10 protein-coding genes are annotated in these 14,231 nt (G+C 68.5%); 6 read left to right on the top strand and 4 right to left on the bottom strand.

Features of this window, described 5'->3' with window-relative positions; translation table 11 throughout:
* Positions 1 to 47 precede the first annotated feature (47 nt).
* Complete coding sequence (locus tag DDE10_RS14040; protein ID WP_114953405.1) at positions 48 to 893, bottom strand: alpha/beta fold hydrolase; 846 nt, start codon at positions 891 to 893, stop codon at positions 48 to 50.
* Positions 894 to 1,015: 122 nt separating this feature from the next.
* On the opposite strand from DDE10_RS14040, the gene polA reads away from it, so the two are divergent.
* Together polA and DDE10_RS14030 are read left to right on the top strand one after the other, a co-directional pair.
* Complete coding sequence (gene polA / locus DDE10_RS14035) at positions 1,016 to 3,787, top strand: DNA polymerase I (RefSeq protein WP_114953404.1); 2,772 nt, start codon at positions 1,016 to 1,018, stop codon at positions 3,785 to 3,787.
* On the top strand, positions 3,784 to 5,328 hold the full coding sequence (locus DDE10_RS14030) for a lipopolysaccharide biosynthesis protein (RefSeq protein ID WP_114953403.1): 1,545 nt from the start codon (positions 3,784 to 3,786) through the stop codon (positions 5,326 to 5,328). The genes polA and DDE10_RS14030 overlap by 4 nt, the downstream gene beginning before the upstream one ends.
* A gap of 33 nt (positions 5,329 to 5,361) precedes the next feature.
* On the opposite strand, the gene DDE10_RS14025 is transcribed toward DDE10_RS14030, so the two are convergent.
* Both DDE10_RS14025 and DDE10_RS14020 read right to left on the bottom strand, forming a co-directional pair.
* Positions 5,362 to 6,696, bottom strand: a complete 1,335-nt coding sequence (locus tag DDE10_RS14025) for an amidohydrolase (RefSeq protein ID WP_114953402.1) — start codon at positions 6,694 to 6,696, stop codon at positions 5,362 to 5,364.
* 12 nt (positions 6,697 to 6,708) lie between these two features.
* Positions 6,709 to 7,356 (bottom strand): DUF4893 domain-containing protein, encoded by a 648-nt coding sequence (locus DDE10_RS14020; protein ID WP_114953401.1) that lies wholly within the window; start codon positions 7,354 to 7,356, stop codon positions 6,709 to 6,711.
* A 149-nt stretch (positions 7,357 to 7,505) separates the two neighbouring features.
* Between DDE10_RS14020 and DDE10_RS14015 the strand changes: the two genes are divergently transcribed.
* Together DDE10_RS14015 and DDE10_RS14010 are read left to right on the top strand one after the other, a co-directional pair.
* Positions 7,506 to 7,976, top strand: a complete 471-nt coding sequence (locus tag DDE10_RS14015) for a peptidase S1 (RefSeq protein WP_114953400.1) — start codon at positions 7,506 to 7,508, stop codon at positions 7,974 to 7,976.
* Between the two features lie 46 nt (positions 7,977 to 8,022).
* Complete coding sequence (locus DDE10_RS14010) at positions 8,023 to 9,570, top strand: hypothetical protein (RefSeq protein WP_114953399.1); 1,548 nt, start codon at positions 8,023 to 8,025, stop codon at positions 9,568 to 9,570.
* 14 nt (positions 9,571 to 9,584) lie between these two features.
* Here DDE10_RS14010 and DDE10_RS14005 read toward each other — a convergent pair whose 3' ends face one another.
* Positions 9,585 to 10,367 carry a 3-hydroxybutyrate dehydrogenase gene (locus tag DDE10_RS14005; RefSeq protein WP_114953398.1) on the bottom strand — a complete coding sequence of 261 codons (783 nt, stop codon included), beginning with the start codon at positions 10,365 to 10,367 and terminating at the stop codon, positions 9,585 to 9,587.
* Positions 10,368 to 10,575: 208 nt separating this feature from the next.
* Here DDE10_RS14005 and ypfJ point away from each other — a divergent pair, with 208 nt between their 5' ends.
* Complete coding sequence (gene ypfJ, locus DDE10_RS14000; RefSeq protein WP_114953397.1) at positions 10,576 to 11,472, top strand: KPN_02809 family neutral zinc metallopeptidase; 897 nt, start codon at positions 10,576 to 10,578, stop codon at positions 11,470 to 11,472.
* Between the two features lie 269 nt (positions 11,473 to 11,741).
* Entirely contained in the window at positions 11,742 to 14,102 is a 2,361-nt protein-coding gene (locus DDE10_RS13995) for a TonB-dependent receptor (RefSeq protein WP_114953396.1), read from the top strand.
* Positions 14,103 to 14,231: the final 129 nt, after the last annotated feature.

The following is a 14,231-nucleotide window of genomic DNA, read 5'->3' as shown; positions in this document are numbered from 1 at the left end:
GGCAGCGGGGCCAGGCCGACGGAGAATTCTCCGAACCTTCGCGGGTCCTACCGTCCCAGGAAGTCCCGCATCGCCGCGGCGAACCGCGCAGGCTGGTCGAGCATGACCATGTGGCCGGCGCCGTCGATCCGTACCAGCCGGGCGCCGCGGGCGCGGGCATAGGCATTGGCGAAGGTGCGGTCGAGCGCGGCCGCCCCGCGCGGATCGGGCGAGGCGTAGACGATCATCATCGGCGCGCGGATGCGCGGCAGCTGCGCTGCGAGATCGATGCCCGCCAGATCGTGGGTGGCGCGGGCGACGACGTCGGGATCGCTGCGGCTGTTGCTCGAAGCGGGCGGGCTGAAGGCGTTCATCAGATTGCCGAGCAGCCGCCGGCCGCCCGGCGAGGCGACCATGTTGCGGATCGTGTCGGCGAACGGGCTCATGTCGCGGGCATTGCCGCCGAAAAGGCCTGAAGGCTGCGGCAGCATGTCGACTACCATGATCCGTCCGGCGAGGTTCGGGTGGCGCGCGCCGATCATCATCGCGAGCGTGCCGCCCATCGAATGGCCGACGATCGCCGGCCGCTGCAGCCGCCGGTCGACGATGTAGCGGGCAATCTCGTCCGCGAGCGGCCCGACCACCGTGCCTTCGCGGTTGCCGCGCGCCGGCTCGCCGGCGAATCCGGCGACCTGGACGAGATGGTAGCGATGGCCCGGCACGGCGGCGACTGCGGCACTCCACACGTCGCGGCCCGAGGTCAGGCCGGGGATGAGGATGACGTCGGGCCCGGTGCCGCGAACCTGGACCGAAAAGCGGCTCGGCTGGAAGCGAGCCTGAGCCTCCGACGGCGTCGGTGACAGCGAGGTCAAGGCGAGCGCCAGCGCGCCGAAGAGGAAGCCCCTGCGATTCATCGGCTTTCTCCTAAGAGGCGCGCTTTAACCGAAGCTGACGAAGCGACGGGTGCCGCCGCGACCCACGGCAGAGCGTGCCCGAATCCGGTTGTCTCAACATCTGGTTGGGCTACATCCCGCCAATGTCCTCCCCGCATCTCTATCTCGTCGACGGCTCGAGCTACATCTTCCGCGCCTTCCACCGGCTGCCGCCGCTGACCAACAAGCACGGCCTCAATGTCGGCGCGGTCTACGGCTATACGACGATGCTGTGGAAGCTGGCCGACGGCCTCAACAAGACGGAAGGGCCGACCCACCTCGCCGTCATCCTCGACGCGTCGGAGAGCACGTTCCGCAACCAGATGTACGATGGCTACAAGGCGAACCGGCCGCCGGCGCCGCCCGAGCTGGTGCCGCAATTCCCGCTGATCCGCGACGCCACCCGCGCCTTCTCCATCCCCTGCATCGAGCAGGACGGGCTCGAGGCCGACGACATCATAGCCTGCTATTCCAAGGCTGCGCTCGAGCAGGGCTGGCAGGTCACCATCGTCTCCTCCGACAAGGACCTGATGCAGCTGATCGAGCCCGGGCTCGACATGCTCGACACGATGAACGACCGCCGCATCGGCCGCGATGAGGTGATCGAGAAGTTCGGCGTCCCGCCGGAGCAGGTCGGCGAGGTGCTGGCGCTGATGGGCGACAGCGTCGACAACGTGCCCGGGGTGCCCGGCGTGGGGCCGAAGACGGCCTCGCAGCTGATCCAGCAATATGGCGACGTCGAGAACGTCCTCGCCCATGTCGAGGAGATCAAGAAGCCCAAGCTCAAGCAGAATCTGATCGAGCATGCCGACGCGGCGCGGCTGTCGCGCGAGCTGGTCCGGCTGGTCTGCGACGCGCCGCTGCCCGAGCCGCTCGACTCGCTGGCGATCCAGGGCATTCCGGAGGAGCCGCTTCGCGATTTCCTCGAGCATCACGGCTTTCGCACCCTGCTTGCCCGCCTGGGGGCTCAGAAGCAGGCGGCGGCGCCGGCGTCCACCTCGCCCGCACACATCCCGGTCCAGGCGGAGGTGCGGCCCGAGCCGAAGATCGACCGATCCGCCTACGAGACCGTCACCGACGAGGCCGCGCTCGACCGCTGGATCGCCGAGGCTTACGCCCAGGGCTTCGTCGCCTTCGATACCGAGACGGACGGGCGCGACTGCGTCACCGCCAGGCTGGTCGGGATCAGCATGGCCACCCACTGCGGCAAGGCCTGCTACATCCCGCTCGAGCATGGCGGCCACGATCTCCTCAGCGAGCGGCCGAACCAGCTCGCCGCCGAACTGGTGCTGGCCAGGCTGAAGCCGCTGCTCGAGGATCCGGCGGTCCTCAAGATCGGCCACAATCTCAAATTCGACTGGGTCGTGCTCGACCGCCGCGGCATCCGGGTGTCGCCCTATGACGACAGCCTGGTGATGAGCTTCAACCTCGATGCCGGCGGGCTCAACAGCCATGCCATGGACGATCTCGCCAAGAAGCATCTCGACCATGACTGCCTGACCTACAAGGAGCTTTGCGGGACCGGCCAGAAGCAGATCACCTTCGACAAGGTGACGATCGACCGCGCCACCGAATATGCCGCCGAGGATGCGGACGTCACCTTGCGTCTGTGGAAGCGCTTCCGCCATCGCCTCCCGCTCGAACGGGTGACCCGGGTCTACGAGATGGTCGACCGGCCGCTGGTCGAGGTGATCGGCCGCATGGAACGGGACGGGGTCAAGGTCGATCGCGAGGCGCTGAAGGCGCTGTCGGCGGAGTTCAACGTCCAGATCGCCGACCTCGAGGAGCGCGTGTGCGGCGAGGCGGGCTGCAAATTCACCATCGGCAGCCCGCAGCAGCTCGGCGACGTGCTGTTCAACCAGATGGGCCTGAAGGGCGGCCGCAAGGGCAAGTCGGGCACGTGGTCGACCGACGTGACCGAGCTCGAGCGGCTCGCCCGCGACGGCGTGCCGATCGCCCAGCTCGTGCTCGACTGGCGCCAGCTCACCAAGCTGAAAAGCACCTATACCGACGCGCTCCAGGAGCAGATCAACAAGGAAACCGGCCGGGTCCATACAAGCTACAGCCTGTCGGGCGCGCAGACCGGCCGCCTCGCCTCGACCGATCCCAACCTCATGAACATCCCGATCCGCACCGAGATCGGCCGGCGGATCCGCGACGCCTTCATCGCCGAGCCCGGCCATGTCGTCATGTCCGCGGACTACAGCCAGATCGAGCTGAGGCTCGCCGCCCACATCGCCGACGTGCCGCAGCTGCGCGAGGCGTTCCGCCAGGGTGCGGACATCCACAACCGCACCGCGGAGGAGCTGTTCGGGGAGGTCAATCGCGACACCCGCGCCAGCGCCAAGACGATCAACTTCGCCATCCTCTACGGCATCTCGCGCTGGGGGCTGGCCGGCCGGCTCGGCGTCACCGCCGACGAGGCCCAGGCGATCATCGACCGCTATCTCGACCGCTTTCCCGGCATCCGCAATTATATCGGCGACACGCTCACCCACGCGCGCGAGACCGGCTTCACCACCACCCTGTTCGGCCGCAAGACCCACTTCCCCCGGATCAAGTCCAACCAGCAGGGCGAGCGCCAGGGGGCGGAGCGGGCCGCGATCAACGCGCCGATCCAGGGCACCGCCGCCGACATCATCAAGCGGGCGATGACGCGTATCTATCCCGCGCTTGAGGCGGAGGGCCTCACCGGCGTGCGCATGCTTCTCCAGGTCCATGACGAGCTCGTCTTCGAGGTGCCCGAAGCCGAGGCCGAGCAGGCGGCCGCGGTCATCCGGCGGGTGATGGAGGGCGCCGCCGAGCCGGCGGTCGAGCTCAGCGTCCCGCTCGGCGTCGAAATCGGCTTCGGTCAGAACTGGGGCGCCGCGCATTGACCCAGGCCGGCCCCGGGCCGGGCGACGACATCGCCGCCCTCGCCAAGGGCGGCCGGACCAACTTCTTCGGTTTCCTGCTCCGGCTCGTCGCTCGTCTGCCCTTCCTGTTCATCGCCGGGCGCTATTACGGGCCGGAGCTGCTCGGCCGCTTCGCCTATGCGATCATCGTGATCGAGCTCGCCGCCCAGCTGGCGACGCTCGGGCTGAAGCGCGGCCTCGCCCAGCAGCTCGCTCATGCCGAGCGGCCCCATGCCTGCGTCGTCGCCGACGGCCTGCTCGCCGCGTTCATCGCCTCCGCCGCGGCGAGCGCGGTGCTGATGGTCTTCCCCCAGCTCATGTTCCCGACCGGCCAGATACACGGCGCGGACTGGCTGCTGCCCCTGGTCATCTTCGGAATCGCCGGTGCCGACGTCGCTTTGGCCGCCTTGGCCTATCGCCACGACGTCGCCTCGACCGTCCATGTCCGCGCCATCGTCGAGCCGTGGACGATCAGCATCGCCGCCGGCGCGCTCATCTTCCTGTCGTCGCGCGATGGCCTGATCATCGCCTATGTCGTCTCCATCGTCGCCGGGCTGCTCACCGCCTTGTGGCGGCTCTATCGAAGCTACGGCCTCCCGTCCGGCTGGCGGCCCAATCCCGCCGAGCTGATGGCGGTCGCGCGCCAGAATGTCCCGCTCGCCGCCGCCGACGCGATCGAATGGGGATCGCGGCGGCTCGACATCGCCATTCTCGGCCTGTTCGTCGCCCCTTATTATGTCGGGGTCTATTATGTCGCGCAGCAGGTCGCCTCGCTGCCCCAGAAGCTGAAGACCAGCTTCGATCCGATCCTGGCGCCGGTCATCACCCAGAAGCTCGGCGAAGGCGACAAGGCGGCGGTCGCCCGCCAGGTCCGCCAAGTCGGCTTCTGGATCATCGCCGCCCAGGCCGCGATCGGCCTGTCGCTCGGCATACCCGGCGAGGCGGTGATGGGCCTGGTCGGTCCGGCGTTCGTCGGCGGAACCGCCGCGCTGGCCTTCCTGCTCGCCGCCGAGGTGGTCGCGGCCACTGCCGCGGTCTCGGAAGCCGCGTTGGTCTATGTCGCCCGCCACCGCAACCTGCTCATCTCGATGCTCATGCTCGCCACCCAGGCGGTGCTGACCGTCGCCATCATCCTCGCGCTGCGGGCGGCCGAATGGCCGGCCGATCCCGAAAGGCGCCAAGCCTTCCAGGCGGCGGGCGCGGCGATCGGGCTGATGCTGGCCCTGGGCCTGGCCTCGGTGCTCAAGGCGAACCTGCTCTGCCGCATTCTCGGCGCGCCGGTGCAGGGCTGGCGCTGGTCGCTCGTCTGGGCAGGCGCGGCCGCGGTCGTCGTCGGCTTCGGCTTCACCATGCTGCCCCAGGCGTTCGAATGGGCGGAACTCGCCCTCGGCGTCCCGCTCATCCTGCTCGCCTTCGGCTTCGTCGTCTGGAAGAAGGGCTTCACCCGAGAAGACCGGGCGCTGTTCCGCCGGCACTCGAACGAGGAGCCAAGCCTGCCCCCGCCGGGGAGCGCCTCACCGTGATCAATTCAGGCCCTCCCCATCAAGGGGAGGGGCTTAAGGCTGCGCGGGCTGGCCGAATGCGCCCAAGGCCGCCACCACCATCGCCTCGGTCGCGGTCGAGATGACCGCATCGGCTTCCGGCGCCCAGAACGGACTGTGGAGCGAGGGCAGGCGCTGCGGATCGCCGCCCGCTTCCTGCCAGCGGTCCTGCGGGACGCCGCCGACCCAGAAGATCAGGCTTTCGATGCTCGGGTCTGCGAGCCGGTAGCGGGAGAAATCCTCCCCGGCCATGACCGGCGGTACCTGGCGCACCCGCTCCTCGCCGAAATGCTGGCGGAAGAGCGCTGCGGTGCTCTCGGTCAGGCGGTCGCTGTTGATCGTCGCCGGGGTGAAATCGGTCTCCCGGATCGCGATTTCGGGCATGCGGTCGTCGGGCATCCCGGCCGCGATCGCCTCGCCGCGGACGACGCGGCGGATGCCGTCGAGCAACTGGGTGCGGATCTCGGGCGTGTAGCTGCGCACCGTGATCAGCAGCTTGGCCTCGTCCGAGATGATGTTGTGCTTGGTCCCGCTCTGGAAGCTGCCGACCGTCACCACCGCCGAATCGAGCGGGTTCAGCTCGCGGCTGATCAGGGTCTGCAGGGTCGTCACGATCCGGCTGCCGAGCACGATCGGGTCGCGCGTGGTGTGCGGATAGGCGCCGTGGCCGCCGACGCCATGGACGGTGACGTCGACCGAGTCGACATTGGCGAGCGCCGGGCCGACCGAATAGCCGATCGTGCCGGCGGGGAGGCCGGCCGAATCGTGGAAGGCGATGGCGTAATCGGGCTTGGGAAAGCGGGTGAACAGGCCGTCATTGATCATGGCCAGGGCGCCCTGGCCGATCTCCTCGCCCGGCTGGCCGACCATCACCAGGGTCCCGGACCAGCGCTCGCGCATCGCCACCATCCGCCGCGCCGTGCCCACCCAGGCGGCCATATGGGTGTCGTGGCCGCAGGCATGCATGATCCCGCTCTCGATGCCGGCGAGGCTGGTGCCGCGCGCGCGGCTGGCGAAGGGGAGGCCGGTCTGCTCCTCGACGGGGAGCGCATCCATGTCGGCGCGCAGCATCACCACTGGCCCGTCGCCGTTGCGCAGCACCGCGACCACCCCGGTGCCGCCGACCCCCGACGTCACCTCGAAGCCGAGCCGCCGCGCCTCCTCGGCGAGCAGGCCGGCGGACCGAGTCTCCTGCATGCTGAGCTCGGGATGCTGGTGGAGGTCGCGGTAGAGATTCATTAGCTCGGGCATGTCCTGGCGAATGCCGGCGCCGAGATCCTGGGCGAGAGCGGGCGAGGTCGTGGACAGGAAAGAGGCCATGACCCACAGTGCCAAAGTTCGTCTCTTCATCAAAACCCTTCTTCAGTTTGCGGCGCCGGCCGGGACAAGCTCGATCACGTCGACGAGCGATTCGAAGCGCGGATAGGGGAAGACCAGCCGCCAGCGCCGGTCGCCGATACGCTCGAGCGACCCCGCCATGTCGCGCTCGCGGTCGGCACCATATTCGTGCGAACGTCTTTCGTCGCCGAGCTGGAGGGTGCCGAGGAAGACCAGCCGCCGGTCGAAATCGGGGAACAGCCGGCCGATCGGCCGCTGCGACCCGTCCAGCTTCGCGAAGGTGACGCGGTCGCCTTCCCCGGCGATCCGGCAGCGGAAGCGCGGATAGGCGACGAAGGGGTCGAGTTCGCTCGATGGCGTTCCGAGCTTGATCGTGCGGCAGTCATAGTCGCCGGGCGGGATGGCAGGGCCGACCAACGCCGCGTCCGGCTCGAGCAGCGCGCCCTCGCCAGCGATCGCCTCACTGTGGCCCGCCGCTCGCGCCTGCTCGAGCGCCTCGCCCCAGGCGTCGCGCCAGCGCCGCATCCGGCGACGGTCGTCTTCGGTCGCCACCGCCCGCCATCGCGTGCCGGCGGGCAAGCAGGCGGCGAGATCGGGTGGGCCGGCACCGGGGGACGCGCCCTGTCCGGCCGAGCAGGCGGCGATCAGGGCAGCGGCGAAGGTGGAGAACATGCCGTCAGCTAAGCCGAGGGGCGGGGGAGGGGCAAGGCTTCATCGCCGGGCCGGCGCCGGACCTGACGGCATTCGTGTCTTTCGGCCGCGCTGCGAATGGTGCACAAGCGCATGAGTCGGCCCGAAGGGCCGCTCTACAGGGGGCATCCATGTCGAAATTCAGCAAGTTCCTTGCCGGCGCCGTGTGCGCGCTGGCCGTCCTTCCCGCCGCCGCACAGGACTTCAACGCGGCGCCCAATTACGGCACGCTCAATCTCGAGGCGGGCTTCGCCAACGATCCGCGGGTGATCGCCGTCCGGTCGGGCGGGGAGCTCAACGCCGCCAATCTCAGCAGCTCCTGCGCCGGCTTCATCTCCAACGCGCCGGACGTTCGACTCAACTATACGGCCGGCAGCCTGCCGCTCATCATCTCGGTCGACGCGAGCGCCGACACCACCCTGGTGGTGAACGGGCCGGACGGCTCCTGGTATTGCGACGATGACGGCGGCGAGCGGGGGCTCAATCCGTCGCTGCGCTTCAACAGTCCGCAGAGCGGCCGCTACGAGATCTGGATCGGCACCTATGGCAGCGCCAGCCTCGAGCCCGGCCAGCTCCATATCTCCGAGCTCGAGAGCCGCTGAGGACGGCGGAGCGCCGGGAAATCGACCGAACATCGTGGGAAGGCCCATGAAGCGCGCATTCGAGATCGCCCTGCTGGCTCTGGCGCTTGCCGAAGCCGTGCCGGTCGGCGCGGTGGCGTCCGGTCCCGTCCTGCCGCCGGAGGAGGCGCTGCGGGAAGCGGTGGTCGCCATCACCCAACTCGACGGCGACCGGCTGGCCGAAGACGGGGATTATGCCCGCGAGGTGCTCCTCCATCTCGATCGGATCGAGGCGGCGAGCGGCGATCGCACCGAAGTGATCCCGTACCTCGAGGGCACGCGGCTGACCGCGCTCGCGACGCTCCAGCACCGCGACGAGATCGGCCGGATCGTCGATGCCATGACCGCGCGCCGTTCCTCCCGACCCGAAGATTATGCTGACGCCTTTTACGCCACGCTCGCGACGGCCGACTTTGCTCGCTTCGTCGTCCTGCTCGAAACGGCCAGCCGCCAGGTGCCGGGGGTAGCCCGCGGCGAGCTGAATGCATTACTGCCCCGCCAGACCGGTCGCGGAGTCCTCCGCCAGCTCAAGCAGGACGGCCGCAATGACCTGCGCGTGCGGCTCGCCACTGCGCTCCATCGCACCGGTTGGCCGGGCGGCGGCGATCGCCACACCGCGGATATGATCAGCTCGATCCTGGTCGAGGACGGTCTGCAACGCGGCGACGCGGCTGCCGCTTCGGGATATGCCCAGACCATGTCGTCGACGGCGTTCCTGCTGCCGATGATCGTCCAGCGGCGCTACGATCCCGTGCTCGCTCCGGGAGAGGATCGGCTGGCGCTGCTCGCCCGATTGCTCGAGCAGGAGGACGCCGAGACCCTGGGGGGGTATGAGGCCGCGCCGGACGAGCCGAAATGGGTCCTCAGGCGCGCTCAATTTCTACGCAGCGTCGGGCGCGACGAAGAGGCCCTGACCCTCATCCAGCCCTTTCTCGAGGATGTCGCCGGGACCGCGCGTTCCGGCGAAGACGGCCCCTGGTTGATCAACGAAGCGGCTTATGCGCTGATCGCACTCGGGCGTTCGCAGGAGGGGCGGGCACTCATGGAGGCGCTCATTACGCTGCCGCTCAGCGAGGAGCCTTCCCTCATCAGCCAGAATATCAACTATCTGGAGATTCTGGAGGAGACGGGCGATCCGGAAGGCGCGCTCGCGCACGCCGCTACGCTCGAGCCGGAGGCGGCGGTCTATGCCAGCGAATATGGCCGCATGTGGGTCTCGTCGACAGTCATCTGCGCACTCGCGCAGCTTGGCCGCCGCGAGGAAGCGGGCGGACGCCTCGAGGTGATGCGTGCCGGGCGCGACGTCAATCCGTCGGCCTTGGTCCTTGCCTATCTCTGCAGCGGCGACGTGGATGCGGCAGCGGCGGAGATGGTAAGGCGCCTCGACAGCGACGCTCCGTCCAGCGCGATCCTCGCGCTCCAGGACTATGAACTCAGTCGCGGCCCTTTCCGGGGAAGTTTTCCCATCCAGCACTTGAACGCTTTGCGCCAGCGGCCGGAGGTCCGGGCCGCGCTCGAGAGGGTCGGGCGGCAGCTCACTCTGCCCCTCGCCCGCACCTCTTGGGGGAATTACTGACCCGGTGGCACCCGCTATTGCGCGGTCCAGCCGCCGTCCATCGACAGGTTCGCGCCGGTGATCGCGGCGGCTTCGTCTCGGCAAAGGAACAAGGCGAGCGCGGCGACCTGGTCGACGGTGACGAACTGCTTGGTCGGCTGCGCGGCGAGCAGGACGTCGTTCATCACGGCTTCCCGGGTGAGGCCGCGGGCGCGCATCGTGTCGGGAATCTGGTTCTCGACCAACGGCGTCCAGACATAGCCGGGGCTGATGCAATTGACGGTGATCCCGGCCTGGGCGACCTCGAGCGCCACCGTCTTGGTGAGGCCGGCAATGCCATGCTTGGCCGCAACATAGGCGGACTTGTTCGGGCTCGCCACCAGGCTGTGCGCCGAGGCGGTGTTGATGATTCGGCCCCAGCCGCGCGCCTTCATGTCGGGCAGCGCGAGGCGGATGGTGTGGAACGCCGCGGTCAGGTTGAGCGCCAGGATCTGGTTCCATTTCTCGACCGGGAACTGGTCGACCGGCGCGACATGCTGCATGCCGGCATTGTTCACCAATATGTCGATCGGCCCGAGCGTGTCGGCGGTGCGCCGCACCAGCCGCTCGATCGCCTCGGGCTGGGTGAGATCGGCGCCGTCGAAGCCGACGGCGACGCCGAGCGATTCGATGTCTGCCCGGGTCGCCTCGATCGCGCCGGCGTCGCCGAAGCCGTTGAGCATCACCTTGGCACCCTCGGCGGCTAGCCCGCGGGCGACGGCGAGGCCGATGCCGGAGGTGGAGCCGGTGACGAGCGCGGTCTTGCCTTCGAGCAGCATGAATGGCCTTTCAACTTGATCCGAAGCTCCCTTCGCGGCTCCCAGGAAGGAATGCAACCGCTCTCGGGCCTCTCCGCCCTTCCCAATCGATTCAGGATCTTGACCCTTTCCAGACCCAGGGCCGTGCGATCGGGACTTGCCCGGCGCGCGGCGGTCCGCAACTTCGTTACGGCCCGAGCATTGTCTTTCGCGAAACAGGGAGGAATCCATGCGCCTCGGCGACGAACGGCCCAGCGGCAACTTCGAGGATAGAAGCGGCCGCGGCGGTTTCCGCGGTTTCGGCGGCGGCGGCGGCGGGGCGTTCGGCCTGATCGCCGGGCTGGTGCTCAACCGGTTCGGGATCGTCGGCCTGCTCGTGCTCCTGCTCGGCTATTGCGCGCTGACCATGGTCGGCGGCGGAGGTGATGGCGGCACCGGGGCGGGCGGCTTCCAGCCGGCGCGGGAGGGCTCGCCCGAGGCCGCCTCCACCGTCGATCCGCAGACCCGGGACATGGTGCTTCGCGTGCTCGGCTCGACCGAGCGCCGATGGACCGACCTGTTCGGCGCGCAGGGCGCGCAATACCAGCCGACCACCCTGGTCTTCTACGCCCGGACCGACCGCTCCGGCTGCGGGGTCGCCCAGTCGGCGATGGGGCCCTTTTACTGTCCCTCGGACCAGCGCATCTATCTCGACGCGACCTTCTTCCAGGAGCTGAGCAGCCAATATGGCGCCGCCGGGGACTTCGCCCAGGCCTATGTCATCGCCCACGAAGTCGGGCACCACATCCAGAACCTGACCGGCACGCTCGATGCGGCGCGACGACGCCAGAGCGGGGCCAGCGAGGCCGCCGCCAACCGCGTCCAGGTCGGTGTCGAGCTCCAGGCCGACTGCCTCGCCGGCGTCTGGGCCGCCAATGACCGCAACCTGATGGAGGAAGGCGATCTCGAGGAGGGAATGAACGCCGCGGCGGCGATCGGCGACGACGCCCTCCAGCGCGCGGGGCAGGGCCGCGTCGTGCCGGAGAGCTTCACCCACGGCAGCTCGGCGCAGCGCCAGGAGGCGCTCCTGCGCGGCTATCGCGGCGCGAATCCGGCCGCCTGCGACGCTTACACCGCCGACCTCTAGACAGCAGCGCGGCAGCGCCGCGCTCGACTCACGTCCTTCAGGAGAAACGCCCTGCGCCGCGCAGCAAGAGCGCCGGCGTGGCCTTGGGCTGCCGCCACGCCGGCGCGGATGGGCGGGCAACGGGGAGGAAGCCGCCCATCGATGCGATCCATTCGCAACTCTCTTGACACTATTGAGAATGAATTGCAATAGCGGTCCCCGGCCAGAATGCTGGCGGAGCAAAGGGGACCATCGTGAATCATACCGGCCGTCCGGGCCTAGCCTCACCCATGTTCGCAGCCCTGAGCTGCGTCGGCTTCATCTCCTCGCCCGCTCTGGCGGAGGACTATCAGAGCGACGTGCAGCGCAGCGAATCCGACATCCTCGTCACCGGGACGGCGGCGCCGGAAGTGCTCGAATCGCCCAAGGCGACGGCGCCCCTGCTCGATACGCCCCAGGCGGTGACCGTGATCAGCGACCAGACCATCCGCCGGCAGAACCTGCTCACCCTGCGCGACACTCTGGCGATCGTCCCGGGCATCACCTTCGGTGCCGGCGAGGGCGGCGGCGGATATGGCGATTCGATCAACCTGCGCGGCTACAGCGCCAGCAACGACATCACGGTCGACGGCGTGCGCGACAGCGCCCAGTACAGCCGAACCGACCCGTTCAACCTGCAGCAGATCGAGGTCTATAACGGCGCCAATTCGGTCTTCAACGGATCGGGTTCGGTCGGCGGCACGATCAACCTCGTCTCGAAAGTGCCGCAGTCAGAGTCGCTGACCATCCTCAACGCCGCGATCGGCACCGACGACTATTACCGTGCCACCGTCGACACCAACCATCGCGTCTCCGACCTCGTCGCGGTCCGGCTCAACGCGATGATCCACCGCAACGACTATCCCGGCCGCGATTTCGAGGCGTTCGAGCGGTGGGGCGTCGCGCCGGCGGTCACCCTCGGCATCGGCAGCCGGACCAGCCTGACCCTGGCCTATGTCCATCAGGAGGACGACAACACGCCAGTCTACGGCGTTCCCTATTATCTCAGCCAGATCAACGACGGGCCCCTCGAGGAAGCGGATTCGAGCGACTATTTCGGGTATCGCAACCTCGACCTCCAGGACATCGTCGTCGACCGGCTGACGGCGACCTTCCGGCACGAAATCTCGCCCAGCGTCTCGATCCGCAACCTCACCCGCTGGCAGCGGGTCGGCCAGTACAGCCAGACCAGCGCCCCCCAGGGGAGCTTCTGCCTCTCCACCACCGGGCGCCAGCCGGTGGCCGCCAATGCCACGGACACGCAGGGATTGCCCTGCGCCGACGGCGTCGCACCGGGATTCTGGCGCCCATCCGGTCCGCGCGGGCTGGTGCGCGACCAGGAAAACCAGCTGATCCACAACCAGACCGACCTGCGCATCGTCTCGACCGGCAGCGGGCTTCGCAACACGCTCGTCGTCGGCGGCTCCCTTACCTGGGAGGATTACCGGATCGAAAGCGCGTCGTTGCCGCGCAACCCGGACGGCTCCACGCTCACCCTGCCGATCGAGAGCATCTCCAATCCGTCGGGTATCTATACGGGCCCGATCAACTATACGGTGACCGCGCGCTCGCGCAGCGAGACCTGGAACGGCGCCATCTACGCCTTCGACACCCTCGAGATCGGAGAGCAGTTCGAGCTGAACGGCGGTGTCCGCCTCGAGCGCGCGGAGAGCGATTTCCGGGTGTTGCCGTTACCCTCTTATCCTCCGGGCACGACGCCGCCGACCGATGCCGACCTTCGGCCGAGGCGCAGCGAGGAAACCCTCTTCTCCTACCGCGTCGGCGCCGTGTTCAAGCCGACTCCCTATTCCAGCCTCTATGCCGCATTCGGCAATTCGCGCACGCCTTCCTCGGCGAGCGTGCGGGCCGGCTGCACCAGCGGATCGGGCGCGACTCTGGTCGATTTCTGCGACGTCGCGCCGGAGACGGCCCGGACCTACGAGATCGGCGCCAAGGCCGACCTGCTCGAACGCCGACTCCAGCTCACCCTTGCCATCTTCCGCAACGACCGCACCAATTTCCGCGTGCCTTCGAACGAGCCCGGGATTCCCGATCCGCAGGTGCTCGACGGCCGTGCCAGGGTCGACGGCATCGCCCTCGGCGCCAGCGGCTACATCACCCCGGAATGGTCGATCTTCGCCAATTATACCTATCTCGACAGCGAGGTCAGGCAGAGCGTCTCCGACTTCTGCCTCGCCAATCCGGGCAGCGCCGGGTGCGCCAACAGCGACGCCATCCCGGATCCCCAGGCTGGCGACCGTCTGATCCAGACGCCGCGCCACTCCGGCAGCCTGTTCACCACCTATCGCCTGCCCTTCGGCCTCGAGATCGGCTACGGCCTGACCTATCAGGGCCGCTTCGCGACCCATCAGCGCAACCTGCTCCAGCGGACGCAATATTTCGCCGAGGACTATCTGATCCATCGCGCCTTCCTCGCCTACACGTTCGGCAACGGACTCACCGCGCAGCTCAACATCCAGAATTTCACCGACGAGAATTATTTCACCGGCGTGCGCAACAACGTGAACGCCGGCAGCGGGGCGATTACCGGCGGGTGGGCGGTTCCCGGTGAGGGACGCTCGGCGGTGCTGAGCCTGTTCTACAGCTTCTGACCATCCCTCCCCGCGCGCGGGGAGGGGCTAGGGTGGGTATGTCTCCACAGATCGCGCCGTTCCGGTTAAGCACCCATCCCCGGCCTCTCCCCGCGTGCAGGGAGGGGACACTTCTCCCGGAGGCTTTCG

Origin of the sequence: Sphingosinicella terrae, from assembly GCF_003347635.1 — a bacterium.
Classification (GTDB): Bacteria; Pseudomonadota; Alphaproteobacteria; order Sphingomonadales; family Sphingomonadaceae; genus Allosphingosinicella; species Allosphingosinicella terrae.
The sequence above is the reverse complement of the archived record's forward strand: the minus strand, read 5'-3'. Positions and strand labels throughout refer to the sequence as shown.

What these genes read in the sequence shown, in the direction of transcription:
- polA (WP_114953404.1), top strand. Translation starts at nt 1,016, where the DNA reads ATGTCCTCCCCGCATCTCTATCTCGTCGACGGCTCGAGCTACATCTTC.
- DDE10_RS14025 (WP_114953402.1), bottom strand. Translation starts at nt 6,696, where the DNA reads ATGAAGAGACGAACTTTGGCACTGTGGGTCATGGCCTCTTTCCTGTCC.
- DDE10_RS14020 (WP_114953401.1), bottom strand. Translation starts at nt 7,356, where the DNA reads ATGTTCTCCACCTTCGCCGCTGCCCTGATCGCCGCCTGCTCGGCCGGA.
- DDE10_RS14010 (WP_114953399.1), top strand. Translation starts at nt 8,023, where the DNA reads ATGAAGCGCGCATTCGAGATCGCCCTGCTGGCTCTGGCGCTTGCCGAA.
- DDE10_RS14015 (WP_114953400.1), top strand. Translation starts at nt 7,506, where the DNA reads ATGTCGAAATTCAGCAAGTTCCTTGCCGGCGCCGTGTGCGCGCTGGCC.
- DDE10_RS13995 (WP_114953396.1), top strand. Translation starts at nt 11,742, where the DNA reads ATGTTCGCAGCCCTGAGCTGCGTCGGCTTCATCTCCTCGCCCGCTCTG.
- ypfJ (WP_114953397.1), top strand. Translation starts at nt 10,576, where the DNA reads ATGCGCCTCGGCGACGAACGGCCCAGCGGCAACTTCGAGGATAGAAGC.
- DDE10_RS14005 (WP_114953398.1), bottom strand. Translation starts at nt 10,367, where the DNA reads ATGCTGCTCGAAGGCAAGACCGCGCTCGTCACCGGCTCCACCTCCGGC.
- DDE10_RS14040 (WP_114953405.1), bottom strand. Translation starts at nt 893, where the DNA reads ATGAATCGCAGGGGCTTCCTCTTCGGCGCGCTGGCGCTCGCCTTGACC.